Annotated in this window: 24 protein-coding genes; 14 read left to right on the forward strand and 10 right to left on the reverse strand. The window is 69.1% G+C overall.

The features are described from left to right. Window positions 1-185 precede the first annotated feature (185 nt). The 8 genes from trmB to ACZ7OI_RS03235 form a co-directional block, all read right to left on the reverse strand. Window positions 186-893 (reverse strand): tRNA (guanosine(46)-N7)-methyltransferase TrmB, encoded by a 708-nt coding sequence (gene trmB / locus ACZ7OI_RS03200; RefSeq protein ID WP_470262567.1) that lies wholly within the window; start codon window positions 891-893, stop codon window positions 186-188. 20 nt (window positions 894-913) lie between these two features. Continuing rightward, a complete protein-coding gene (locus tag ACZ7OI_RS03205) occupies window positions 914-1,408 on the reverse strand; it encodes a hypothetical protein (RefSeq protein ID WP_470263429.1) in 495 nt (164 codons plus the stop codon). Between the two features lie 218 nt (window positions 1,409-1,626). Beyond that, window positions 1,627-2,370 carry a hypothetical protein gene (locus ACZ7OI_RS03210; RefSeq protein ID WP_470262568.1) on the reverse strand — a complete coding sequence of 248 codons (744 nt, stop codon included), beginning with the start codon at window positions 2,368-2,370 and terminating at the stop codon, window positions 1,627-1,629. Beyond that, window positions 2,367-3,275: an ABC transporter ATP-binding protein gene (locus ACZ7OI_RS03215; protein ID WP_470262569.1), complete on the reverse strand. Its 909-nt coding sequence runs from the start codon at window positions 3,273-3,275 to the stop codon at window positions 2,367-2,369. The genes ACZ7OI_RS03210 and ACZ7OI_RS03215 overlap by 4 nt, the downstream gene beginning before the upstream one ends. A gap of 157 nt (window positions 3,276-3,432) precedes the next feature. Further along, entirely contained in the window at window positions 3,433-4,179 is a 747-nt protein-coding gene (locus ACZ7OI_RS03220; RefSeq protein WP_470262570.1) for a hypothetical protein, read from the reverse strand. 28 nt (window positions 4,180-4,207) lie between these two features. Further along, a complete protein-coding gene (locus ACZ7OI_RS03225; protein ID WP_470262571.1) occupies window positions 4,208-5,143 on the reverse strand; it encodes an ABC transporter ATP-binding protein in 936 nt (311 codons plus the stop codon). A gap of 235 nt (window positions 5,144-5,378) precedes the next feature. After that, a complete protein-coding gene (locus ACZ7OI_RS03230) occupies window positions 5,379-6,035 on the reverse strand; it encodes a response regulator transcription factor (RefSeq protein WP_344282690.1) in 657 nt (218 codons plus the stop codon). Further along, complete coding sequence (locus tag ACZ7OI_RS03235) at window positions 6,032-7,246, reverse strand: sensor histidine kinase (protein ID WP_470263430.1); 1,215 nt, start codon at window positions 7,244-7,246, stop codon at window positions 6,032-6,034. Before ACZ7OI_RS03235 ends, ACZ7OI_RS03230 begins: the two co-directional genes overlap by 4 nt. A gap of 151 nt (window positions 7,247-7,397) precedes the next feature. Here ACZ7OI_RS03235 and ACZ7OI_RS03240 point away from each other — a divergent pair, with 151 nt between their 5' ends. From ACZ7OI_RS03240 to ACZ7OI_RS03300, 13 genes are all read left to right on the forward strand, one after another. Then, the gene (locus tag ACZ7OI_RS03240) at window positions 7,398-8,942 is read left to right on the forward strand and encodes a dynamin family protein (RefSeq protein ID WP_470262572.1); all 1,545 of its coding nucleotides are present in this window, start codon (window positions 7,398-7,400) and stop codon (window positions 8,940-8,942) included. Between the two features lie 32 nt (window positions 8,943-8,974). Next, window positions 8,975-9,568, forward strand: coding sequence for a hypothetical protein (locus ACZ7OI_RS03245; protein ID WP_470262573.1), 594 nt, complete (start codon window positions 8,975-8,977; stop codon window positions 9,566-9,568). Between the two features lie 79 nt (window positions 9,569-9,647). Continuing rightward, on the forward strand, window positions 9,648-10,127 hold the full coding sequence (locus tag ACZ7OI_RS03250; RefSeq protein ID WP_470262574.1) for a YqeB family protein: 480 nt from the start codon (window positions 9,648-9,650) through the stop codon (window positions 10,125-10,127). After that, window positions 10,124-10,723: a TetR/AcrR family transcriptional regulator gene (locus tag ACZ7OI_RS03255; RefSeq protein WP_470262575.1), complete on the forward strand. Its 600-nt coding sequence runs from the start codon at window positions 10,124-10,126 to the stop codon at window positions 10,721-10,723. The genes ACZ7OI_RS03250 and ACZ7OI_RS03255 overlap by 4 nt, the downstream gene beginning before the upstream one ends. 69 nt (window positions 10,724-10,792) lie before the next feature. After that, window positions 10,793-11,257, forward strand: coding sequence for a nucleotide exchange factor GrpE (gene grpE, locus ACZ7OI_RS03260; protein ID WP_470262576.1), 465 nt, complete (start codon window positions 10,793-10,795; stop codon window positions 11,255-11,257). Beyond that, a complete protein-coding gene (locus tag ACZ7OI_RS03265; protein ID WP_470262577.1) occupies window positions 11,254-13,080 on the forward strand; it encodes a dynamin family protein in 1,827 nt (608 codons plus the stop codon). Before grpE ends, ACZ7OI_RS03265 begins: the two co-directional genes overlap by 4 nt. A 197-nt stretch (window positions 13,081-13,277) precedes the next feature. Further along, on the forward strand, window positions 13,278-13,523 hold the full coding sequence (locus ACZ7OI_RS03270; RefSeq protein ID WP_470262578.1) for a hypothetical protein: 246 nt from the start codon (window positions 13,278-13,280) through the stop codon (window positions 13,521-13,523). 97 nt (window positions 13,524-13,620) lie between these two features. Then, window positions 13,621-14,328, forward strand: a complete 708-nt coding sequence (locus ACZ7OI_RS03275; protein ID WP_470262579.1) for a hypothetical protein — start codon at window positions 13,621-13,623, stop codon at window positions 14,326-14,328. Window positions 14,329-14,763: 435 nt separating this feature from the next. Then, window positions 14,764-16,584 (forward strand): phosphoenolpyruvate carboxykinase (GTP), encoded by a 1,821-nt coding sequence (locus tag ACZ7OI_RS03280; protein ID WP_470262580.1) that lies wholly within the window; start codon window positions 14,764-14,766, stop codon window positions 16,582-16,584. Between the two features lie 82 nt (window positions 16,585-16,666). Further along, window positions 16,667-17,560 (forward strand): TIGR03621 family F420-dependent LLM class oxidoreductase, encoded by an 894-nt coding sequence (locus ACZ7OI_RS03285; protein WP_470262581.1) that lies wholly within the window; start codon window positions 16,667-16,669, stop codon window positions 17,558-17,560. Next, window positions 17,557-18,162, forward strand: coding sequence for an ABC transporter ATP-binding protein (locus ACZ7OI_RS03290; RefSeq protein ID WP_470263431.1), 606 nt, complete (start codon window positions 17,557-17,559; stop codon window positions 18,160-18,162). Before ACZ7OI_RS03285 ends, ACZ7OI_RS03290 begins: the two co-directional genes overlap by 4 nt. Further along, a complete protein-coding gene (locus tag ACZ7OI_RS03295) occupies window positions 18,156-19,424 on the forward strand; it encodes a hypothetical protein (RefSeq protein WP_470262582.1) in 1,269 nt (422 codons plus the stop codon). Before ACZ7OI_RS03290 ends, ACZ7OI_RS03295 begins: the two co-directional genes overlap by 7 nt. A 46-nt stretch (window positions 19,425-19,470) precedes the next feature. After that, the gene (locus ACZ7OI_RS03300; RefSeq protein ID WP_470262583.1) at window positions 19,471-20,046 is read left to right on the forward strand and encodes an EndoU domain-containing protein; all 576 of its coding nucleotides are present in this window, start codon (window positions 19,471-19,473) and stop codon (window positions 20,044-20,046) included. Between the two features lie 4 nt (window positions 20,047-20,050). On the opposite strand, the gene ACZ7OI_RS03305 is transcribed toward ACZ7OI_RS03300, so the two are convergent. After that, complete coding sequence (locus ACZ7OI_RS03305) at window positions 20,051-20,764, reverse strand: SDR family oxidoreductase (protein ID WP_470262584.1); 714 nt, start codon at window positions 20,762-20,764, stop codon at window positions 20,051-20,053. Between the two features lie 77 nt (window positions 20,765-20,841). Here ACZ7OI_RS03305 and ACZ7OI_RS03310 point away from each other — a divergent pair, with 77 nt between their 5' ends. After that, the gene (locus ACZ7OI_RS03310; RefSeq protein WP_470262585.1) at window positions 20,842-21,684 is read left to right on the forward strand and encodes a LysR family transcriptional regulator; all 843 of its coding nucleotides are present in this window, start codon (window positions 20,842-20,844) and stop codon (window positions 21,682-21,684) included. Window positions 21,685-22,086: 402 nt separating this feature from the next. Here ACZ7OI_RS03310 and ACZ7OI_RS03315 read toward each other — a convergent pair whose 3' ends face one another. Next, entirely contained in the window at window positions 22,087-22,356 is a 270-nt protein-coding gene (locus ACZ7OI_RS03315; protein ID WP_116199468.1) for a helix-turn-helix domain-containing protein, read from the reverse strand. Window positions 22,357-22,623 lie beyond the last annotated feature (267 nt).

Genomic DNA, 22,623 nt, shown 5'->3' on the forward strand with positions numbered 1-22,623 from the left:
GGAGGGGCGGCACCGGGGGTGAAGGAAACGAAGGGCCGTTGCCGGGGATGGGAACCCGGCGACGGCCCTTCGTCACGCTCACCCGCTCCGCCGGTCCGTGAAGGACTCCTTGCGGGAATCAGATTCCTTCAAGGAGTCCTTCACGGATTTCTGGCATCACCCCGGCGGGGCGCTTCAGTCCAGGGTCAGCGCTTCTCGAAGATCAAGTCGTGCGAGACCCGGCCTTCCCGGTCCGCCCGCTGTTCGAACTTCGTCACCGGCCGCCATTCCGGCCGGGGCGCCCAGCCGCCGGGCTCGTCGGCGTAGCGATTGCGCAGCGCGGGCTCCGCCGAGCACACCTCGAGCATCTGCTCCGCGTAGTGCTCCCAGTCCGTCGCCATATGGAACGTCCCGCCGGTCGCCAGCCGCGAAGCGATCAGCGCCACGAACTCCGGCTGCACGATCCGCCGCTTGTGGTGGCGCTTCTTCGGCCACGGGTCCGGGAAGAACAACCGCACGCCGGACAGCGTGCCGGGCTCGACGTGCGACGTCAGCAGGACCACCGCGTCACCGTGCATCAGCCGCAGGTTCGTCACGCCCAGCTTTTCCGCGCGCAGCATCAGCTGCCCGAGCCCGGGGTCGTACACCTCGGCGGCGACATAGTTCAGCTCCGGCGCGGCGGCGGCCAGCTGCGACGTCGTCTCGCCCATGCCGGACCCGATCTCCAGCATGACCGGCGCTTCCCTGCCGAACCATGCGGTGAAGTCGACCGGTCCCTCCGGCAGCTGCGATACCGTCCGGCCGAGCCGCGGCCAGTGTTCTTCCCAGGCTCGCTGCTGGCCGACGGTCATCCGTCCGCCGCGTTTGACGTAGCTGACCACGCTGCGCAGCCGTGGCTGGTCCTCGTTTTCCACCACGACAACATACGGGCGGGTCAGCGGACCGCTTCGAACTCCCCGAGCCGGGAGCGCAGTCCGGCCAGTCCGGCGACCGCCACCGGCTCCGGAGCGCGGGCGGAATGCGCGGGCAGCACGTCGATCCAGCCGTCGTGCCGGTCGGTGTTCAGCACGGTCGTCGGGATCGAGTGCCCGGAGGCGCCGCGTTCGGACGGCATGAATTCCCAGTACCCGGATTCGCCGTCGGCCGCCCACGGCACGAACTCCCAGCCCATCCGCTTGCCGAGCAGCTGGGCCACCCGGTCCTCGATGCGGAAGCCGAGTTCGCGCGATTCGAGCCGTCCGCTCGCGACGGCGCGCAGCCACCACGGCGCGGGGAGCGTGTCGTCCGTGCCGCTCGTCCGCCGGTACAGCCCGAGCACCGCGTCCTCGGGGGCTCGGTGCACCCACGCCTGGCGCAGTTCGGCGGGCCGGGTCGCGGGCAGCGCGAACCGGGGCAGTTCGATCGCCTGGGACCATTCGAGGTCCAGCATCGGCTCGAGCCGGGGGGTCGGTACCGCAGCGTCGCGGGAAATGAGTTCCTGATCAACGTCCACCGTCACGGTTCACCTCCGGAGAGCTGAGACGGGGCTCTGCAATGAATATCCGTGGCTTTCCGACAGTATGTCCGCTCCCTGTGAGAGAAGCCACACCGGTTTACGTGAATTTAATCCGATTGCCTGCCGCGCAATCGGGAATGTGCACGTGCAGGTCAGGCGTCCCGCCGATTCGCGGTGGCCACCCCCACGGCGAACAACACCACGCTGATCGCTGCGAAATACGCGAGATAACCCCACGGCCCGAAAGGCGGCGACAGTTTCAGCGTCGTCCTGGTGAAATCGCCACCGGCGAACTGCGAGGCGGCGTAGAACGGCATCCACTGGTAGAGATCGCTGCCGATCTTGGGAATCAGCAGCACCAGGCCCTCGACCAGCTGGGTCCACACGAGCACGATCGCCAGGGTCAGCGCGGAACTGCGCAGCAGCAGGCCGACGCCGACGCCGAGCAGACCGGTCAGCGCGAACGTCAGGATCTGGCCGAACACGATCCGCCAGTCCGCTCCCGAATGCAGGCCGAGGTCGGCGTCCGGCCGCACGAGATGCGCCATCCCCCACGAGCCGACGCCGGCGAGCAGGCCGAGCACCGCGCAGGCCGCGAACACCACGGCGCCCTTGGCGAGCAGCGCCGGCGTCCGCGTCGGCACTGCTTGAAAAGTCAACCGCAGCGTGCCCCAGGTGAAGTCGGCGGTCGCGGCGAGCACCGCCAGCACCAGCGCGACCGTGCGGCCGGTGCTCGTGGCGAGCTGAGTGTTGCTCACGTCCGCGGTGATTTCCGCCCCGGAAAGCCCGAGGAACAACGCGGTGAACGCGATCGGCGCGGCCACCGCGATCAGTGCGCACCACCACGGCGCGCGAGTGCTGAAAAGCTTGATCCGTTCCGCCCGCAGCAGATTCACCGCGCACCTCCACTGGTGAATTCGGCCGCCTGGCCGGTCAATTCGAGGTAGGCGTGTTCGAGGGAACCGGCCAGCGGGCTCAGCTCGTGCAGCGTGGCGCGCGCGGCGTAGGCGAGTTCGCCGATCGCGTCACTGTCCATTTCGGACACCAGGAACGCACCGGAATCCTCGGTGAAAACCGCGCGTGCTTCGGTGAGCGCTTTCCGCAGCGCGTCGGCGTGCGGCGTGCGCACCCGGACGCCGCGAGAACCGGCGCGGGCCACGAAATCGGCCATGGTGCCCTGATAGATGAGCTGTCCGCGGCCGATCACCACGAGATCCTGCGCGGTCTGCTCCATCTCCGGCAGCAGATGGCTCGACACGAACACCGTGCGGCCTTCCGCGGCGAGCCCGTGCAGCAGCTGGCGCACCCAGTGCACGCCTTCGGGGTCGAGGCCGTTCACCGGTTCGTCGAACAGCAGCACGCGCGGGTCGCCGAGCAATGCGCTCGCGATGCCGAGCCGCTGCAGCATGCCGAGCGAGAACGTGCCCGCTCGCTTGCGTGCCACCGCGGACAGCCCGACGAGATCCAGCACCTCGTCGGCGCGCCGGTCCGGAAGTCCGTTCGTCGCGGCGAGGAAACGCAGGTGCTGGCGGGCGGAGCGACCGGGGTGCCGCCACGTCGCGTCGAGCAGCGCGCCGACCGTGCGCAGCGGATCGGACAGCTGCCGGTACGGCTTGCCCTCGATGTGCGCGGTGCCCGCGGTGGGTGCGTCGAGCCCGAGCAGCAGCCGCATCGTGGTGGATTTTCCGGCCCCGTTCGGGCCGAGGAATCCGGTGACGCGACCGGCCTGCGCGGTGAACGTCAGGTCCCGCACCGCGACGGTGTCGCCGTAGGACTTGGTGAGTCCAGTCGCTTGGAGCACGCCGTCCCCCTTCTCGTGGACCCGAACTCTACCGAAACGGAAAGATCCGGGCCGCCCCCCGAATGGCGACCCGGATCTTGTTCCCCTTTTCCCCTTTTTCCCCTTGTTCGGCTCCGCCGGCCCCCGCCTGACTCGTCCGAACGTTCCCTGTGGGTCTTTACGCGTCGCGCTTCTTCGCGACGCCGATCGCGATGGCCAGCAGCACCACGGACACGCCGGCGAAGTAGGCCAGCGAGCCCCACTGCGACAGGGCCGCGTCCGGCAGGCCCGGACCTCGCGAGGAAGCCGAACCGCCGAGGAAGCGCTCCGCGACGTTGAACGGCATCCACTGGTGGATCTTCGGGCCGACCGTCGGGATCAGCTGCACGAGGCTTTCCACTGCCAGCACGTAGATCAGCAGCAGGGAGAGCGCGCCGGCGCTGTGCCGGATCAGCGTGCCGACCGCCACCGCGATGACCGCGGCGAAAGCGAACACGATGCCGACGCCCGCGACGTTGATCCAGTCCGCGGAGGTGTGCAGCGCCACCGAGTCCGACGGACGGATCGCGTAGCCGAGCGCCCACGCGCCGAAGGCGGCGATCTCGCCGATCACGAACGACAGCAGCGCGACGACGGTGGCCTTGGCGACGAGCACGCTGCCCCGGTGCGGCACCGCCTGGAACGTGGTGCGGATCGTGCCGAAGCGGTATTCGGTGGTCACCGCGAGCGCCGCCAGCACCATGATCACCGCGATGCCGAACTGGTGCCCGACCTGGGTGTTGGCGACGGTGAGCTGCTCCCCGCTCGGGGCGGCGCCTGCCATCAGGCCGGCGAATCCGATGGTGAGGCCCAGCGCGATGAGGGCGCACCACCACGGCGACCGGGTGGTGAAGAGCTTGATGCGTTCGACCGCGAGCAAAGTCATGATGTTTCTCTTCCCAACGAGAGTGTGGTCAGCGGATGGCCGCGGCCTGCTGCGCCTCTGCCTCGAGCCCGGTGTGGTACTCGACGGAGTCGCCGGTGATCTGCATGAAGGCCTGCTCGAGCGAGCCGGTCTGCGGGCTCAGCTCGTGCAGCACGAGGTTCGCCGAAGCGGCGATCTCGCCGATCTTCGCACTGTCCATTCCGGACACGATGAGCGCTTCGCCGGAATCGGTGACCTGCGCGCTGGCGGAGATCAGCTGCTGGCGCAGCGCCGGAAGCTGCGGCGAGCGCACCTTCACGGTGTTCTCCGCGGCCCGCGCCACGAATTCCTCAGTGGTGGACTGCGCGATCAGCTGGCCCTTGCCGATGACCACGAGATCGGTCGCGGTGAGCGCCATCTCCGAAAGCAGGTGGCTCGACACGAACACGGTGCGGCCCTCGGCGGCGAGGCGCTGCATGAACTTCCGGATCCAGAGGATGCCCTCCGGGTCGAGGCCGTTCACCGGCTCGTCGAACAGCAGCACCTCCGGGTCGCCGAGCAGCGCGGCGGCGATCCCCAGCCGCTGCGACATGCCGAGCGAGAACCCGCCCGCCCGCTTGCCCGCGACGCTGGTGAGGCCGACGGTGTCGAGCACCTCGTCCACCCGCGCCGCCGGGATCCGGTTGGACCGGGCCATCCACTGCAGGTGCGCGCGGGCCGAGCGGTTGGGGTGCACCCATTTCGCGTCGAGCAGCGCGCCGACCGTGCGCAGCGGTTCCTTCAGGTCGTGGTACAGCTTTCCGCCGATCCGGACCTGGCCCCCGGTGGGGTTGTCCAGGCCGAGGATCATGCGCATCGTGGTGGACTTGCCGGCGCCGTTCGGGCCGAGGAATCCGGTGACTTTCCCCGCTGCCACGCTGAACGACAGGTTGTTCACCGCGAGCGTGCTCCCGTAACGCTTGGTGAGACCTGTTGCCTCGATCATCCCCTGCTCCCTCTACGGCGGTGCTAACGGAATTCATCCTGTCTCAGCGCGGCCGTTTTCGCGTCATCCTGTGGATCGAACTGGCTACCCGACCTGAGTAGTACTCAATCGTGTCGCGAGGTGGAGCACGATGGGGGATGCCCCTGAGCCGACCCTGAGTTTTGCCGGATACGCCGGGACCCCGCCGCGGAATCCGCAGCGGGGTCCGGTGTGGACAGTGTCCGAATCGGACGGTTCAGCCGATCCCCGGCCGGGCGAGCCCGGTCTCGTACGCGAGGACGACCGCCTGCACCCGGTCGCGCAGGTCGAGCTTCGACAGGATCCGCCCCACGTGTGTTTTCACCGTAGCCTCGGAAAGGAACAACGTCTCGGCGATTTCGATGTTCGACATGCCTTTCGCGATCAGCACGAGCACTTCGCGTTCGCGGTCGGTCAGCACGTCGAGTTCGGCCGGGTCGCGCATTTCCGCGCCGCCGGAGCCGACGAACCGGTCGAGCAACCGCCGCGTGACCGAGGGCGACATCACCGCGTCGCCGTCGGCGACCGAACGCAGCGCGGACACCAGGTAGTCCGGCTGGGTGTCCTTGAGCAGGAAGCCGGAAGCCCCGCCCTGCAGCGCGGCGTAGACGTACTCGTCGAGGTCGAAGGTGGTCATCACGAGCACCCGCGCGGTGCCGGCCGCGACGATCTGTTTCGTCGCCTCGACGCCGTCGAGCACCGGCATCCGCACGTCCATCAGCACGACGTCGGGCCGCAGTTCCGCGGCCATCCGCACGGCTTGCGCGCCGTCGCCCGCCTCCCCGACCACGTCGATGTCGGCCTGCGCGCCCAGCACCATCCGGAACCCGACGCGCATCAGTTCCTGGTCGTCGACGACCACCACTCGGATCACGAGTTCAACCTAACCGGCAGCACCGCTCGCACCTGCCAGCCACCGCCGGCGGCGGGGCCCACCTCCAGTGTTCCGCCGTACACGTTCGCCCGCTCCCGCATCCCGATCAGCCCGTTCCCGCCCGCGACCGACAGTCGCGGCGCCGGTTGCCGAGCCGTCGCAGTCGTTCCCGCCGCGCCCGCGCCGACTTGTTCCAGCCTCCGGGCCCGGCCCGCGCCGTCGTCGCGCACGAGCACCTCGACCTGGTCGCCGGTCCGCTGCACCCGCACCGCCGCGCTCGCTCCGGAACCGGCGTGCTTGAGCGTGTTGGTGAGCGATTCCTGGACGATCCGGTAGATCCCGAGCGACACCCCGGCGGGCAGTTCGTCCAGCCCGTCGCCGAGGACGAGGTCCACCGGGACGCCCGCGGCACGCATCCGCTCGGCGAGGTCGCCCAGCGCGGTCGCGTCCGGCTGCGGCACCCGCGGTTCGTCGTCACCGCTGTCGTTGCGCAGCACGTCGAGCAACCGGCGCAGTTCGCCGAGCGCGCCGCGGCCGGTTTCGGAGATCGTCCCCAGCGCGCGCCCGGCCAGCTCCGGATTGGACTTAAGGGCGAGCGCCGCGCCGTCGGCCTGCACGACCATCACGCTCACCGAATGCGCCACCACGTCGTGCAGTTCCCTGGCGATCCGGCCGCGCTCCTCGGCCACCGCGATGCGCGCGGCCTGGTCGCGTTCGGTCTCCAGCAGATGCAGCCGGGCCTCCAGCTCGCGCTGGTAGGCGCGGCGGGCGTACATGAATTCGCCGAGCAGCCAGCAGAAGGCGATGGTGAAGGCGCTGAACAGCAACTGGGCCGCCATCGACGGCTCGGGTTTGACGATCGCGGTGACGACCATGGCCACCACGAACGCGCCGCCGTAGAGCAGCCCCTGCTTGCGTCCGACGTAGACCTGGACCGAGTAGAGGCTGATCGCGAGCGCGGCCAGACCGGATACTCCGAGGTCGAGCGCGCTGTGCGCGTACGAAATCACGTACACGATGTACGCGGCGAGGACCGGCCGTTTGCGGCGGAAGACCAGCGGCGCGACCACGGCGAGGTCGATCGGGACCGCGACGTACCACTCGGGGCCGGGCAGTTCGGGGTCGATGCCGCCGGTGGCGAACACCAGGATGTCGAACGCCGCGAGAAAGAGCGCGAGCAGCGAGTCCCCCACCATCGGGTGGGCACGCATCCAGAGACTGAGCCGTCGCACGATTCAACAGTAGGTCGCGCGACCGGCGGCCGCGTCGGTCGCGGGTAGCACCTTCGGTGCGACCGAAGGATGACCGGCATGCGACGATTCCTGCTCGGGTGAGCGAACGAGCCGGAAGGGGGCCGGGGCGGTGACGGCAGCGGCGGAACGGGGACGGCTCGCCGGCCCACTGTCCGCGTCGGTGGCGGAGCTGTGCCACCGGCTGAGGTCCCAGGTGTCCCCGCGCACGGCCGCCGGGTTCGCCGAGGTGCTGCGCCGGCTGGGCGCACCGCTGCAGGTGGCGGTCGCCGGGCGGATCAAATCGGGCAAGTCGACGCTGGTCAACGCGCTGATCGGACGGCTCGTCGCGCCCACCGACGTCGGCGAGTGCACGCGGCTGGTCACGCGGTTTCAGTACGGCACGGTCGACCGCGTCGAGGTGGTGTTCCTCGACGGCCGCAAGCAGGTGCTGCCGTTCGCGGCGGACGGGTCGATCCCGGCCGAGCTCGGCGTCGACATCTCCGAGGTCTCGCACCTTGAGGCGTACCTGACCAACGCGGTGCTGCAGGACATGACGGTGATCGACACGCCGGGCCTCGGCTCGCTGGACGCGGCGTCGGTGTCGCGGACCGAGCAGCTGCTGGGCGCGGCCGAGCAGGACGAGGGTTCCGACGACCTCGACGACACCTCGCGCAACGCCGTCGCGGGCGCGGAGGCCGTGCTCTACGTGGTGACCCAGGGCGTGCGCGCGGACGATCAGCAAGCGCTGGCCGCGTTCACCGCCGCCACCGCGAGCCGCGAAGCGGGGCCGGTCAACGCGATCGCGGTGTTGAACAAGGCGGACACGGTCGTCGCGGAATCTGTCGAAGGCTCCGGTGGGGACGTCTGGAAGGCCGCGCAACTGCTCGCCGAGAAACAGGCGTCGACGCTGAAGCCGCGCGTCGCGGACGTCCTGCCGGTGATCGGCCTGATCGCCGAATCGGCCGAGTCCGGCGGTTTTACTTCCGCGGACGCCGAAGCCCTCGGCCAGCTAGCCGCGCTCGACGACGACATTCTCGAAACGATGCTCATCGCGGCGGACATCTTCACCAGCTGGGAGTGCGACATCCCGACCGGAATCCGGTTGCGGTTGCTGGAAAAGCTCGATCTCTTCGGAATCCGCTGCGCGGTCGACGCGATCCGCGCGGAACCGGAGATCACCGCGGGAGCGTTGCGCCGCAAGCTTCTCGACATCTCGGGCCTCGACGCGGTCCGCCGCCGCTTGTCGATCGTCTTCGCCGCGCGCGCGGACGGAATCAAGGCCGCGGCCGCGCTGGCGTCGGTGACCGCGCTTGCGCACACGTCCGGCGATCCGGGCGAACGGCAGCGCGTGCACGACGCGATCGAGGTGCTGCTGGCCCGCCCGGAAGCGCATCAGCTGCGGTTGCTGGAGGCGTTGACGCTCGTCGCCTCGGGTGCTGTCGCGATGCCGGAAGACCTGGCGGAAGAGGTGCTTCGGGTCGGCAGCAACGCCGACATCGGCGCGCAGCTCGGCCTTCCCGGCGCCCCGCGGCCGGAGCTGGCGGCGCACGCGCTGGAACGCGCCGGCTGGTGGCGTTCTTTCGCGTCCTTCGGCGCGACTCCGGCGCAAAGCCGCGTGGCTCACGTCGTGCACCGCGCCTATTTCCTGATCTGGCAACAGATTCGCGAACAGTAAACAACTCGCCCGCGACGCGTAGGCTGAATGTCGTGCGGCTGGAGGACACCACCTCGTGGCGGGTGAACTGGGGGAGCGACCACGACGTCGACGTGGCGTTGTTCCTCCGGGACGTGCTCGCGCTCTCGATCGCCGACGGCCAGCTGCTACCCCCGGTGGAGCCCGCGGTCCCGGTGCACGTCCCGCCCGCTCTCGACCGCGCGGCGGTGCAGGTGCAGTGGGAACCGTGGTGGAACGGCCTGCTGACCTTCCTGCGCGAGCGCGGTTCCGCGCGCACCCGACGGAAAAGCCCTGCTCCCGGCGACGGTTCGGCGATCGACCTCGCGGCACAGCACTTCGCTCCCGCGGCGGCTGAACACTTCGCCACCGCACGCCGTCCGGTCTCGTCCGGCTTCCACCGCCGCCAGATCCTCGCCGGCGAACGGCTGGGCCGCCTCGTCCGCGAAACCGAGGTCGAACTGGGCCGCCGCGCCCGGCCGTTCCGGCTGTCGGTGCTGGAGATCCCGGTCGCGGGCCGGGTGTGGCTGCGCACGGCGGAGCATCAGCTGCTGGTGTCGTCCCGGCTGGCCGCGGACGTCCCGGCGCTGGATCAGGCCATGCGCTCGCTGATCCGCGAAATCGCCTAACCCCTGCCGCAGATGCGCTGACCTGGGTTTTCGTACCCTGCTTTTGATAAACCGAGTGCTCGGTCTAATAATGATCGACATGGAGACAGTGGTCGACGAACCGGCGTGGGTGCGCCGCGGGTCCTGGCTGGCCTGCCCGGTCGCCGGGGCGCTGCTGGGCTGGGGCGTGCAAGCGCTCGCGGACTGGATCACGTCGCTGGAATGGTTCCCCGTGCAGTACGTGTTCCGGCTGCTGCATTCGGTTCCGCAGCCGTGGCGGCTGATCGGCGCGGTCGCTGTCGGCGTGCTGCTCGGGGTGGCGTTCGCCTGGTTCTGGGCGTGGGACCGGCTGATCGTGACGGTGTCCGCCACCCGCGTCACCCTCGAACGACGTGAGCGCCGCCGGAGGATCGACACTCCCCTCGCCGCCGTGTTCGTGGACGACGGCAAGCTCGTGCTGCTCGGCGAGAACGACCGGGAAATCGCGCGGGAGAAGACGGACTTGCCTCGCCGCCAACTGGCCGAAGCGTTCACCTCGCACGGTCGTCCGTGGCTCGACGAACCGCCGCCCGAGCGATGAGGACCGTCGATCCCGAGAAGCACGCGGCGAAACGGCGCGCGATTCTCGACGCGGCAGCCGGTTGCTTCGCCCGCAACGGCTTCGAAAAGACCTCCACCGCGGACATCTGCCGCGCCGCGGAGATCAGCTCCGGCAGCCTGTTCCACTACTTCCCCAGCAAACGCGCGGTTTTCATCGGCATTTTCGAGGCGGACACCGCCGACAACGAGGAACTGCTTGCCGCGGCGGCGGAAATGGCCGACCCGTGGGAAGGCGTGCTCGCCGTGGTCGCGCAGATGACGTCGCCGCTCGTGCTGCCCGGCGTCGTGCGGCTGATCCTCGAAGCAGCCGCGCAGGCCGCTCGCGATCCGGAGTTCGCCCAGCTGATCCGCGGCAATGACGACCGCATGCGCACCGGTCTCGCCGGACTGGTCGAGCACGGCGTCCGTACCGGCCGCTTCTCCCCCGTGCTGGCTCCGGCCGACGCGGGAAACTGGATCTTCGCGCTGGTCGATGCCCTGCTTTCCCGCGCGAGCCTCGATCCCGACCTGGACGTCGAGCACGAGCAGGCGGTGCTGCGGCAGTTGCTGACGCGGATTCTCGGCCCGTCTGAGTGATCCGCCCCCGCCGCGCGGCGCAGTGCCGCAAACTGGTGAAATCACCCGGACGACCAGGGGAGGGTCTTGATGGCGTGGTTCGGCCACGAGGAACCCGCCGACGCGGCGGAGGCGCCGACCGGCGAGATCAGCGCGGAAGCCCTCGCGCGGATCATCGCCGAAGCGGACGGAACCGACGCCGCGGCGGATGCGTCGGATCCCGATGTGGACCTCGTAGCCGCCCCGGGTGACCTCGAACGCGCGCTTTCCGACCGGCAGGCGCTCATCCAGCTTTGCCTGTACGCGCTGGACCGTGCCCGCAGCAACGGCGTCGTGGAACGGCTCGAACACGGGCTCGCCGCCATCGGCGTCACCGCGTTGCGCGCCGAGGGCGAGCGATTCGACCCGGCTCGCCACGAGGCGGGCGGTGCCGTGCCCACCGACGATCCGGAGCTGGAAGGCGTCGTCGCGGAGACCGAGGTCGTCGGGTTCGCCGATCAGGAACGGCTGTTGCGCGCGCCGATCGTCACCGTCTACGCGAAGCGGGCGCAGTGACCGCACCGACGCTTCCCGCCCAGGTCCAGGCCGCTCGCGAACAGCTGCTCGGTGTCGTCCGCGAGGCTGACCCGCAGGCCGCCAAATGGGTCGAGGACCAGCGCAAGGCCCGGTCGGAGAAACCGTCCGTGGTGGTCGTCGGCGAGACGAACCGCGGGAAGAGTTCGCTGGTCAACGCCCTGCTCGCGACCCCGGGACTGTCCCCTGTGGACGCTGACGTGGCCACCGCGACCTACCTCGTTTTCGAGCACGCGCAGCAGTGGGGCGCGCAGGCCTGCTACCCCGGTCAGCTGGCTTCGGTGCCGTTCGACCTGACGCAGCTGGTCGACTGGGTGTCCGCCGCGCACGAACTGCCGCCGGGACAGCTGCCGCCGCGCTACGTCGAGGTGTCCGGCCCGGTCCCGCTCCTGGAACGGCTGACCCTGGTCGACACCCCGGGCGTCGGCGGGCTCGATTCGCTGCACGGCGAGCTGGCCAAGGAGGCCGCCGCGGGCGCGACCGCGCTGGTGTTCGTGGTCGACGCGTCGGCCCCGTTCACCTCCACTGAGCTGCAGTTCCTGCGCGAGGTCGCGGACCGCGTCGAGACGGTTGTCTTCGTGCTGGCCAAAACCGACGCCTTCCGCGGCTGGCGCGAGATCCTGGAAGCCGACCGGCAACTGCTCGCCGAACACGCGCCGCGCTTCGCCGACGCGGTGTTCCACCCGGTGTCGGCGCGCGTGTTCGAGACCGCGGCGAAGGCTCCGAACGAGCAGGTCGCCGCCATGCTGCGGGAGAAGTCCGGCATCGCCGCGGTGCAGGTCGCGCTGCAGGAGCTGCTGGTCGGCCGGTCGATGATGTTGAAGGAAGCCAACACGCTCCGCTCGCTTTCGAGTGCGCTGGCCGGCATCAAAGCGAAGCTGCAAGCCGAAAGCCGGGCCCTGTCGGCAGGCGAAGCGGAAGCCGAACAACTCCGCGCCCGCCGCGACGATCTCCAGTCCCAGCGCCGCACTTCCACCCGTGGCTGGCAGTTGCGGCTGCGCGGCGAAATCCAGCGCACGCGGGTCGAGGTCGGCCACGAGAGCAGCCGCGAAATGCGCGAGGCGCAGGCGCATTTCCGCCAGCGCATCGACGGCGCCAAGCGCGACGAGCTGGCCGCGCTGCCGCAGGAAGTGGACATCGCGCTGCAGACCGCGTCGCAGCGAGTGTCGATGCAGCTGTCGCAACGGCTGAACCAGGTCACGAACACGGCGCTGTCGGAGCTGTTCTCCGCTGAGGAACTGGACGTGATCCGCGCCCAGTTCGCCCGCGCCGGCGGCCCGCCGGTCGTGCTGCGCCCGCCGGACAAGAAACCGCCGACGGCCGAAGACAAACTGCTGGTGTTCATGGGCATTTCCGGTGGTGTCGGCGCGGGAAAGATCGCCGCGCTGCCGCTGGCCGGGGTCGCGATCCTCAACCCGGTAGTGCTTCCGGCGACGATCGTGATCGGCCTCGGCGCGGGCTGGTGGATGGCGCGTACTCGCAAGCACGCCTCGGACAAGCAGCACCTGAAGCAATGGCTGGTCGAAGCCATCGCCGACGCCCGCTCGACGCTTGACCAGCTGATCGCCGAACAGCTCATCGAGGCCGAACAGCAGTTGTCGCTGGCCCTCGACGAGGCGTTGGGCCGCCGCATCGAGGCGATCGAGGCGGAGCTGAAGGAGGTGGACCAGACGATCAAAATGAGCGCGCAGGAGCGGGCGAAGAAGATCGCGATCGTCTCGAAACGCCTGAAGGACGTGACCGAGAGCCACACCCGGGCCGAAACTCTGCTTTCCCGCATCCGCACGGTCCGCGATCGGGCATGATCAGCGGGTGACGTACGGACCTGGATCTCCGCCTGGGCCGCAGCCGCCGCAGTGCTTCTCGCTGGTGGCGGCGTCGCCATCTTCATCGTCGCGACCGACGACAGCGTCGAGGTGCATCGCCCGGCAGGCGGTCCCGGGTCGTCGTCCGGGCTTACGTCGACGCGGTCAGCAAACGCGACCCGATCGGCCTGCAGAACGTGGATTGCCACGCGTCCACCGAGTACCCGGCGACCCGGTCGGTCCAGCGCTTCGCCCAGGACAACGTCGCGATCCGCCTCGGCAAGCCGACCACCGGACCCGGCGACGGCGCGTTCTTCGAGGTCGAGGTCAGCCGGAACGCGCATCCGCCGGCCACCACCCGGCTGGATCTGAACCGCGAGGAAGCCGGGACCTGGTGCGTCTTCGTCACCGGCAGCGGCCTGCCGGTCAACCTGCCGCCGTGACCCCGTGATCGGCTTGTGGACGGGAACCGAACCGGCCTAACGTGAGTCATACCGAGCGAACCAGCGGCAGACCCGGCGTAATGAGGGGGACCAACCCATGTGGGTCGACGAGAGCGGCGGCACTGACTCGACCGGCCACGAGGCCTTGACCGTCCACGTCGACGGCCAGGAGTACCAGGCCGAGGTCAACTACGACACCGACCACGACGGGGTCTCCGACACCGCGGTCGTCGAGCACGACGACGGCACCGCGCAGGCGTTCGCCGACACCGACCACGACGGCGTCGCCGACCACTACGCGGTGCTCGACTCGACCGGGCACGTCGTGGACCAGGCGGTTTACGACGAGAAGACCGGCAGCTGGGTCGAATCCGGCCACGGCCAGTCCGGCTCGGACGGCACCGACACGCATTCGCAGGACACCTCGACCACCGGTCACATCCACGCCGACCTGCCGGACGGCAACGTCGACGCCGGGGTCGCCACCATCGACACCGACCACGACGGGCACAACGACACCGCGGTCGTCGAGACGAAGTCCGGCGGCACGATCGCCTTCACCGACACCAACGGCGACGGCCAGGCCGACGTCGCGGTGCAGGTCGGCGCGGACGGTTCCACCCACACCTTCGAGCACACCGGCCAGGGCCAGTGGACCGAGACCGACGGCGCGAACCACGCGCTCGACTCGGCGGCCGCGGCCGACCCTGGCAGCGATTCGGCCTGGGGCGGCGAGGGCGCGCAGCTGCTCAGCGGCGTCGCGAAGATCGACAGCGGAACTGGGCAGTGGATCAGCCCCAACTGAACCTTCGGTAACTGACGTCACACGAACGGGTCCGGCCGCGCGCCGGGCCCGTTTCGTCGTCTCCGGGACGTCAAAGCCCGGCGCCGTCCGCCCGGGTCCGGCGAACCGGCGCCCGGCAGCGTCCGGCGAAGATCAGGACTGATCAGCCCAGCTCCGGCATCCGGCACGAATGCGACGCGGGCCACGCGGAAAGATTTTCGGCGCTGGCCCGTTCCGGTGAAACTGAATCGATTCCCTTATCGTTCTTGTGAGAGAACCGACAGGTCAGCTCTCGGTTACCTGCCGTCCATCCGGCTACAGTCGGGGAATCCCAAAACCCGCACACCGGTCTTCCGCCGGTGTGCGAAGCCATTCGGTCGCCGGCAACGAAGCCCGCACCAAGAACACTGTCGTTCGCGGTGTGGGCTCTTTTGTCGTCGGAAGTCAGGAGTAGAGATGACCGCAGTCGCCATCCCCGGACTGGACACAGCGCCGACGACGCACAGTGGCGTGCTGTCCTGGGTCCGGGAGGTCGCCGAGCTGACCACCCCGGACCGCGTGGTGTGGGTCGACGGGTCTGACGAGGAAGCCGCCCGGATCAACCAGGAGCTGGTCGACGCCGGCACCTTCGTGAAGCTGGACGCGAAGCCGAACTCCTACTGGGCCACCTCGGACCCCGACGACGTCGCGCGGGTCGAGAACCGCACCTTCATCTGTTCGAAGGAAGAGAAGGACGCGGGCCCGACGAACAACTGGGTGGCCCCGGCCGAGATGAAGGCCACCATGACGGAGCTGTACCGCGGCTGCATGGCCGGCCGGACGATGTACGTCATCCCGTTCTGCATGGGCCCGCTCGGCGACGAAAACCCCAAGCTGGGCATCGAAATCACCGACTTCGCCTACGTCGTCGCGTCGATGCGCGTGATGACCCGCGCCGGCAAGGCCGCGCTGGACAAGTTCGTCAAGGCGGACGGCACCGAGGCCGAGTTCGTGCCCGCGCTGCACTCGGTCGGCAAGCCGCTGGCCCCCGGCGAGAAGGACGTCGCCTGGCCGTGCAGCGAGACCAAGTACATCTCGCACTTCCCGGAGGAGCGGCTGATCTGGAGCTACGGCTCTGGCTACGGCGGCAACTCGTTGCTGGGCAAGAAGTGCTACTCGCTGCGCATCGGCTCGGTCATCGCGCGCGACGAGGGCTGGCTCGCCGAGCACATGCTGATCCTCAAGCTGATCTCGCCCGAGGACAAGGTCCACTACGTCGCGGCGGCGTTCCCGAGCGCCTGCGGCAAGACCAACCTCGCCATGCTGCAGCCGACCATCCCGGGCTGGCGCGCGGAGACCCTCGGCGACGACATCGCGTGGATGCGCTTCGGCGAGGACGGCCGGCTGTACGCGGTGAACCCGGAGTTCGGCTTCTTCGGCGTCGCGCCGGGCACCGACAACCACACGAACCCGAACGCCATGCGCACCATCGAGAAGGGCAACACGGTCTTCACGAACGTGGCGCTCACCGACGACGGCGACGTGTGGTGGGAGGGCATGGAGAACAAGCCCGCGCACGCCACCTCGTGGAAGCACCAGGACTGGACGCCCGACTCCGAGGAGAAGGCCGCCCACCCGAACTCGCGCTACTGCGTGCCGATGTCGCAGTGCCCGATCCTCGCGCCGGAGTGGGACGATCCGAAGGGCGTGCCGATCTCGGCGATCCTGTTCGGCGGCCGCCGCAAGACCACGGTGCCGCTGGTGAACCAGGCCCGCGACTGGCAGCACGGCGTGTTCATGGGCGCGACCATGTCGTCGGAGACCACCGCCGCGGCGGTCGGCGCGGTCGGCAACGTCCGCCGCGACCCGATGGCGATGCTGCCGTTCCTCGGCTACCACGCCGGCGACTACTTCAAGCACTGGCTGGACCTCGGCAAGAACGCCGACGCGAACAAGCTGCCGAAGATCTTCTACGTCAACTGGTTCCGCCGCGGCGACGACGGCCGTTTCCTGTGGCCGGGCTTCAGCGAGAACTCGCGCGTGCTCAAGTGGGTGCTCGAGCGCGTCGAGGGCACTGGCAACGCGGTCGAGACTCCGATCGGCTTCGTGCCGAACGCCCAGGACCTCGACCTGGACGGCCTGTCCGAGCCGGTCGAGGACATCCAGGCCGCGCTGGAGGTGCGCAACGAGGAGTGGCGCGAGGAGCTGCCGCTCATCGAGGAGTGGTTCGCGAAGATCGGCGAGGTGCCGTCCTCGCTGCGCGACGAGCTGGACGCGCTGGCCCAGCGCCTCGGCTGAGGTAGCTGCTTGAAGAAGGGGACGTTCGCGCCGGACGCGGACGTCCCCTTCTTCGTGCGCGGGGAAACGGTAGCGTGGCCGCATGGTCTCTGATGGGGAGAAGACTTTCCGGTTCGGCGTGAACATGGTGCTGCCGGGCTCGCGCGACGAGTGGATCGCGAAGTGCCGGCGGGTCGAAGAACTCGGCTACGACGTGTTGAGCGTGGCCGACCATCTCGGCATCGCGCCGCCGTTTCCTGCGCTCGTGCTCGCCGGTGCGGTCACCGAACGGGTGCGGCTCAACACTTTCGTGCTCAACGCGCCGTTCTACAACCCGGTGCTGCTCGCGCGGGACGTCGCGGGCACGGACCAATTCGTGTCCGGACGGCTCGAACTCGGCCTCGGCGCCGGATATGTGAAAGCGGAGTTCGAAGCGGCCGGAATGCCGTTTCCGAGCGCGAGCGCGCGGGTTGATCATCTCGAACTCACGATCAAGGAACTCCGGCGGTTGTACGCGGATCCGGAATACGCGCCTCAGCCCGCGCAATCCGGCGGTCCCCCGTTGATGATCGGCGGCCGCGGAGACCGGCTGCTTTCGCTCGCCGCCGAGCACGCGGCGACGATTGCCTTCAGCGGCACGGCAAAGGTGCGCGACGGTGCGCCGCCGGTATTGGCACCGGCGGACTCGGTGGAAGAACGCACGCGGTTTGTCGCCGAGCGGCTCGCCGGCCGTGAAGCAGAATTCAACTTGCTCGTGCAATTCGTCCAGATCACCGATGATCGCGAAGGCGCATTGCGGGAAATCCATGCCCGCCTTGGCGACACGCTCACTCTCGAAGAACTGGCCGAAGTTCCCACGGTGCTGGTCGGGACGGTCGAGGAAATCGCTGACCAGCTGGTCGCGCACCGCGCCCGGTTCGGCTTCAGCTATTCCACGGTCCTCGAACCCAACCTCGAAGTGCTGGCCCCGGTGGTGGATCTGCTGTGTCCGCGATAGTCGACGCCCGCGGGCTCGGCGTGAAGGCCGGTGACCTGTGGTTGTTGGAAGATCTCGATTTCTCCGTCGATCCGGGCGAATGCGCGGTGCTCGTCGGGCCTAACGGCGTCGGCAAATCCACCCTGATGCGGTGTCTGTACGGAATGCAGGAACCGCAGCGGGGCCGGGTGCTCATCGACGGCGAGAAGCCGAACGAACGCAGTGTTTCCTTCCGTCGCAAGGTTTCCGTGCTTTTCGACGATTCCGACTTCTTCGCCGAACTCACCCCGATGCAACACTTGGAGCTGCTCTCCGGTTCGTTCGGCGAAGACCTCGGCGATTTCGAAGAACTGATCGTGGACGCGGGGCTCGCCGAACGCGCCCGCGTCACCGCCGGGCATTTCTCGGCCGGACAGCGTCGCCGGTTGCTGCTGCTGGGCGTCACCGCGCGGCCGCATCGAGTGCTGTTGCTGGACGAACCCGAACGCGCGCTCGACACCGCGGGCAAGGAATGGCTGGTCAAGCTGATCGGCCGCTCCACCGCGGCGGGTGCGGCAGTTGTCGTTGCCACGCACCATAAACCGTTGCTGGATACGGCAGACAGCGTGCTCGAACTGTGGTGACCCGGTTGCGCGTGCCCGGCCGCAAGCGGTTCGGCGGCATCTTCAGCGGCGACAGTCCCACGTTTGTGCTGATTTTCGGCGTCGGCTTCCTGTTCACCGCCTTCTTCCGTACCGACGCCTGGCATAGAGTCCTCTTTGGACCGTCCGCTGTGGACTACTCGGCGGTGCTCGGCCTGGTCGCGTTGTGCGCCGCCGTGGGCTGGCGAAGCCTGCTGCGGCGCGGTTTCGTCTGGGCCGAACCGGCCGAGCTGACCTGGATGGACTTCGCCGAGGTGGACCGCCGCCGCGTCGTCGCGACCCGGTTGGCCGGCGTGCTGACCGGATTCGTGGTGGTGATCGGATATCTCGCCGCGCTGATGCTGGCGGTCGGCGGAAGCTCGATCGACTGGTGGTGCGCCGCGGCAGCGCTCGTCGCGGGCGGCACGATTCTCGCCTTCACCACCGCTCGCCGCACTGCGTTCGTTCTCGAAGCCGCCGGACCGTTGCTCCTCGCCGTGGCTGGCGTGGTCACCGCCGCAGCTCGCCTCGACGCAATGGCCGTGCAGTACGTCGGCGCGGCGCTCGCGTTATGCGGTCTGCTGCTGGCTTTTGGCGGCGAGGCAGTAAGCGGCGCCGGGCGCGCGGTGTTGCTCGACGGCTGGAACGCGCGGGTCCTGCGCGCGATGGCGGTGACGTTCCTCGACCCGATGATGATGCTGCCGGAGTCCGCGCCCGCGGGCTCGTGGTCGCTGCGCCCGCCCACCGCGTTCCGGCTCGCGTGGGCCGGGATCGTCGGCCGTTCCCGGTACGCGGGCGCGGTCTTGTTAGTGGCTTTCGCGGTAGCCGTCGGACATGTTGCTGTCCCCACTCTGCCGGGACCGGTGCTCGTCGGGATCGGCGCGTACGTCGCGCTTACTCCTTTCGGGGCCGGTCTTGGCGTGCTGTGGCGGAATCCGGGTCGCCGGAGGTGGCTGGGTTCGTCGTCGCAGGAGCTGGTGATCGCACACGGAATCGCCCTGGTAGTGGTCGGCCTGGTCTGGTCGGCTCTGCTCTCAGTGGCTCTTTTGGCTTTGGGTACCGCGTTTTCGGCGCTCTCGTGGGTGACCGTCGCCCTGGCGGTGCTTTCGGTGTTGCGCACCGTCACGCGTGGGCCGGTCGACTACAGCAGCGCGGGTTTCGTCGACACCCCCGCCGGTCCGATGCCGGCAAACCTTATGCGGCAACTGTTCCGCGGCCCGGACCTGCTGGCGATCGGCATCTTCGTGCTGGCACAAGTCAGCTGAACGGGCGCGCTCGGGTTAGGCTCCGTGCCGACGAGAGGAGCCGAACGTGGGCGGTGGACACGCTTCCGGCATCGGCCGCAGGGCGACCTGCGAATTTCCGTCCGGCTGGAGCGACGAGCAGATCATCGCCGTGGTCAAGGACGTCGCCAACGATCCGGGCGAACCCCGGCGGCAGCAGTACAACGGCCGCTGGCGCTGCGTCGGCGAACGGTACGGCGTGCGCGTGGTCGTCCTGGTCAACGGCGACGGTCTCGTGCACACCAGCTTCCCGATGCCGGGCCCCGGCGTCGTCCGGAACCCGGACGCCGCGCGAGACCCGGCGAATCCGACCGTCGACGACCAGTCGGGCAACCGGATCAGCTACTTCGTCGACAGCGTCCTGCGCCTGCTCGCCGACCGCATGCCGGCCGACGATCTGGAGTACTACCGCGATCTGCAGTGGTCCGGCGAATGGGAAGAACTCGCCGACACCATGGCCGCGCACTTCGAGGTCACCGGCATCCAGCTCAACCCGGACGAGTACGCGGACTTCGAGAAGCTGCTGAACTCCTTCGAGCTGCCAGTCCGCGACTGCCGCTACCTCAACGACCGGGAACGGGTGCTCGCCGACCTGCGCGGTTGAGAAGTCACCAGGGGACCACCCCGGCGTCGTCGAAGAACCCGCCGCGCGGCCCGTCGTCCGGCAAGGTCGCGAGCTTGACCGCGATCGCCGCGCCCTGCTCGGGCGTGCGTGTTCCGGCGTAACCAGTGAAATCCGTTGCCACGTAACCGGGGCAGGCGGCGTTGATGATGACGTTCGTGTCGGCGAGCGTGCGGGCGTATTGCACGGTGATGCTGTTGAGCATCGACTTCGACGGGGCGTAGGCAGCGAGAACGGGCCCAGTTCGCAGTTCGAGCGAGCCCATGTTGCTGGACATGTTGACGATGCGCGGCGACTTCGCCTTGCGCAGCAGCGGCAGCATCGCGTTCGTGACCCGGACGACGCCGAAGACGTTCGTGTCGAGGACGGTGCGGACGACGTCGAGGTCGAGCGTCGTCGGGTCCTGGGCGCCGCCGTCGATCCGGCCGCCGATGCCTGCGTTGTTGACCAGGACGTCGAGCCGTTCGAGGGCCTTGGCCGCGGCGGCGACGCTTTCTTCGGAGGTGACGTCGAGCGCGACCCCGAACGCGTCGATGCCCTTACCTCGTAACTCTTCAACAGCCTTCTCGCGGTTGGTTTCGTCCCGCGCGCCCACGGCGACGGTGAAGCCGATCGAGCCGAGGCCGTGCGCGATGGCGAGGCCGATTCCCTTGTTCGCGCCGGTGACCAGCGCGATCTTCGTGTCGTTCACTCCACCCATGGTCGGCTCGGACCTCACGTTTTGGCCAAGACCGATCCGGTCCAGTGTGATACCCGCCGGGTATTACGCTGGTTGGAGTGGACGACCTCGAGACCCGCGAGCTTCGCTACTTCGCCGCAGTCGCGGATGAATTGCACTTCGGCCGCGCCGCCGAACGGCTCGGGATCGCCCAGCCGCCGCTGTCCCGCGCGATCGCGCAGCTGGAGCGTCGGCTCGGCGTCCAGCTCCTCGACCGAAACCGCCGCGGCGTCGCGCTGACCGAGGCCGGTCGGGTGCTGCTCCGCGAATCCCGCCTGGCTCTCGACGCAGTCGCGGCCGCCGCCCGCCGCACGCGTCGAGCCGGGACTCATCCGCTGGTGCTGGCGACCAAAGCCGGAGCGTCGCACGAAGTTCTGCAACGGCTGCTGGACGCCCCGGACGCGCCGCCGGTCGAGGTTTTGCTGTGCGAGGTCGGCGAACAGGCCGGACTGCTCCGCGACGGTTCCGCGGACGTGGCGATCGTGCACCACCCGTACGACGACCTCGCCGGATTCGACACCGAGGCGCTGCAGACGGAGGGCCAGGTCGCGATCCTCCCGGCGGCTCATCCGCTCGCCGCCCGGGAAACGCTCACGCTCGCCGAGGTCAGCGACGTGCCGGACCTGCCGATCGCCCGCTGGCCCCGCCTCGACGGCAGCTATCCGGACGGTCCAGGGCCGGAGGTGCGCACCCAGTCGAAACTCGCCCAGCTCGTCGCACTCGGCCGGACGCTGCTGGTCATCCCGGCATCGAGCCGCGCCTGGCAGTGGCCAGAGCACGTCGCGGTCCCGGTCGTCGACGCAGCGGAGGTCACGACGATGCTTGCCTGGCCGTCCACGAGCCGCTCCCCGGGAGTGGCGGCGTTTGTCCGGGCTGCGGTTGCGCTTCGCTTCGAGGCTTGAGCTGTCCACCGATGTCGGGTGCCAGCCTCTCGCCGGAGGTGGTCGCTTTTGCCCGGGCTGAGGCCGCGCTTCGCGTCGGGTCCTGAGTTGTCCACAGTTGCCAACCGACATCGGGCTCCGGCTGCTCGCCGGAGGTGGCCGCGTTTATCCGGCCCGTGGTCGCGCTTCGCTTCGAGGCTTGAGCTGTCCCGCAACTGCCCACAGGGCGCTTGCCGCTCCCCGGAGGCGGCCGCCTTTGTCCGATCCGTGGTCGCGCTTCGCACCGAGGCTTGAGCTGTCCACAGTTGTCCACAGGCCGCTTGCCCGTTCTGCTCGCCGAGCCTGCCCCCGGCGGCCGGACTCAGCCGCTCTGCCCGTCCGTCTCGACCGGCTGCCCGATCACCCCCGCAAGCCCGGCAAACGTCAACTGGCCTGCGAAAACGCCGCCGGATCGCCGTCGCACGCGACGCGCAGCCGGTCCAGCGGCATGCCCACCGCGTCGGCGATCGCCGCGACGGTGAAGAACGCGGGCGTCGGAATCCGGCCGGTTTCGATTTTGCGCAGGGTTTCGACCGAAATGCCCGCTTCGGCGGCCACGTCGACCATGCTGCGGCTGGCCCGGGCGGCGCGCAGCACCAGGCCGAGCCGCTCGCCGCGGGAGCGTTCTTCGTCGGTGAGGGGCACGCGGACCATGCCGCCCAGTTTAGCCACAGAGTTGTCCACTGCCTGTGGATAACTCTGTGCACAAGCTGCCGAACCCCGTGGACAACCGCCGGTCGGCACAAGTTCTTGGGTCATTCGGAGCGGCCCGGTCCCGCCGATAGGGGTAGCGAACGGCCCGCCGAGGCGGTGCGGGAGCGGGTTGTCCCCGAGGTTGTCCACACCCTGGAACGTGTTCGTAGTGCTGATCGAATCGATATCGAAGTCGTATGACGGCGGGATGAGCGCGGTCTAGGGTCA

It is taken from the genome of Amycolatopsis sp. NPDC114503, from assembly GCF_055633655.1.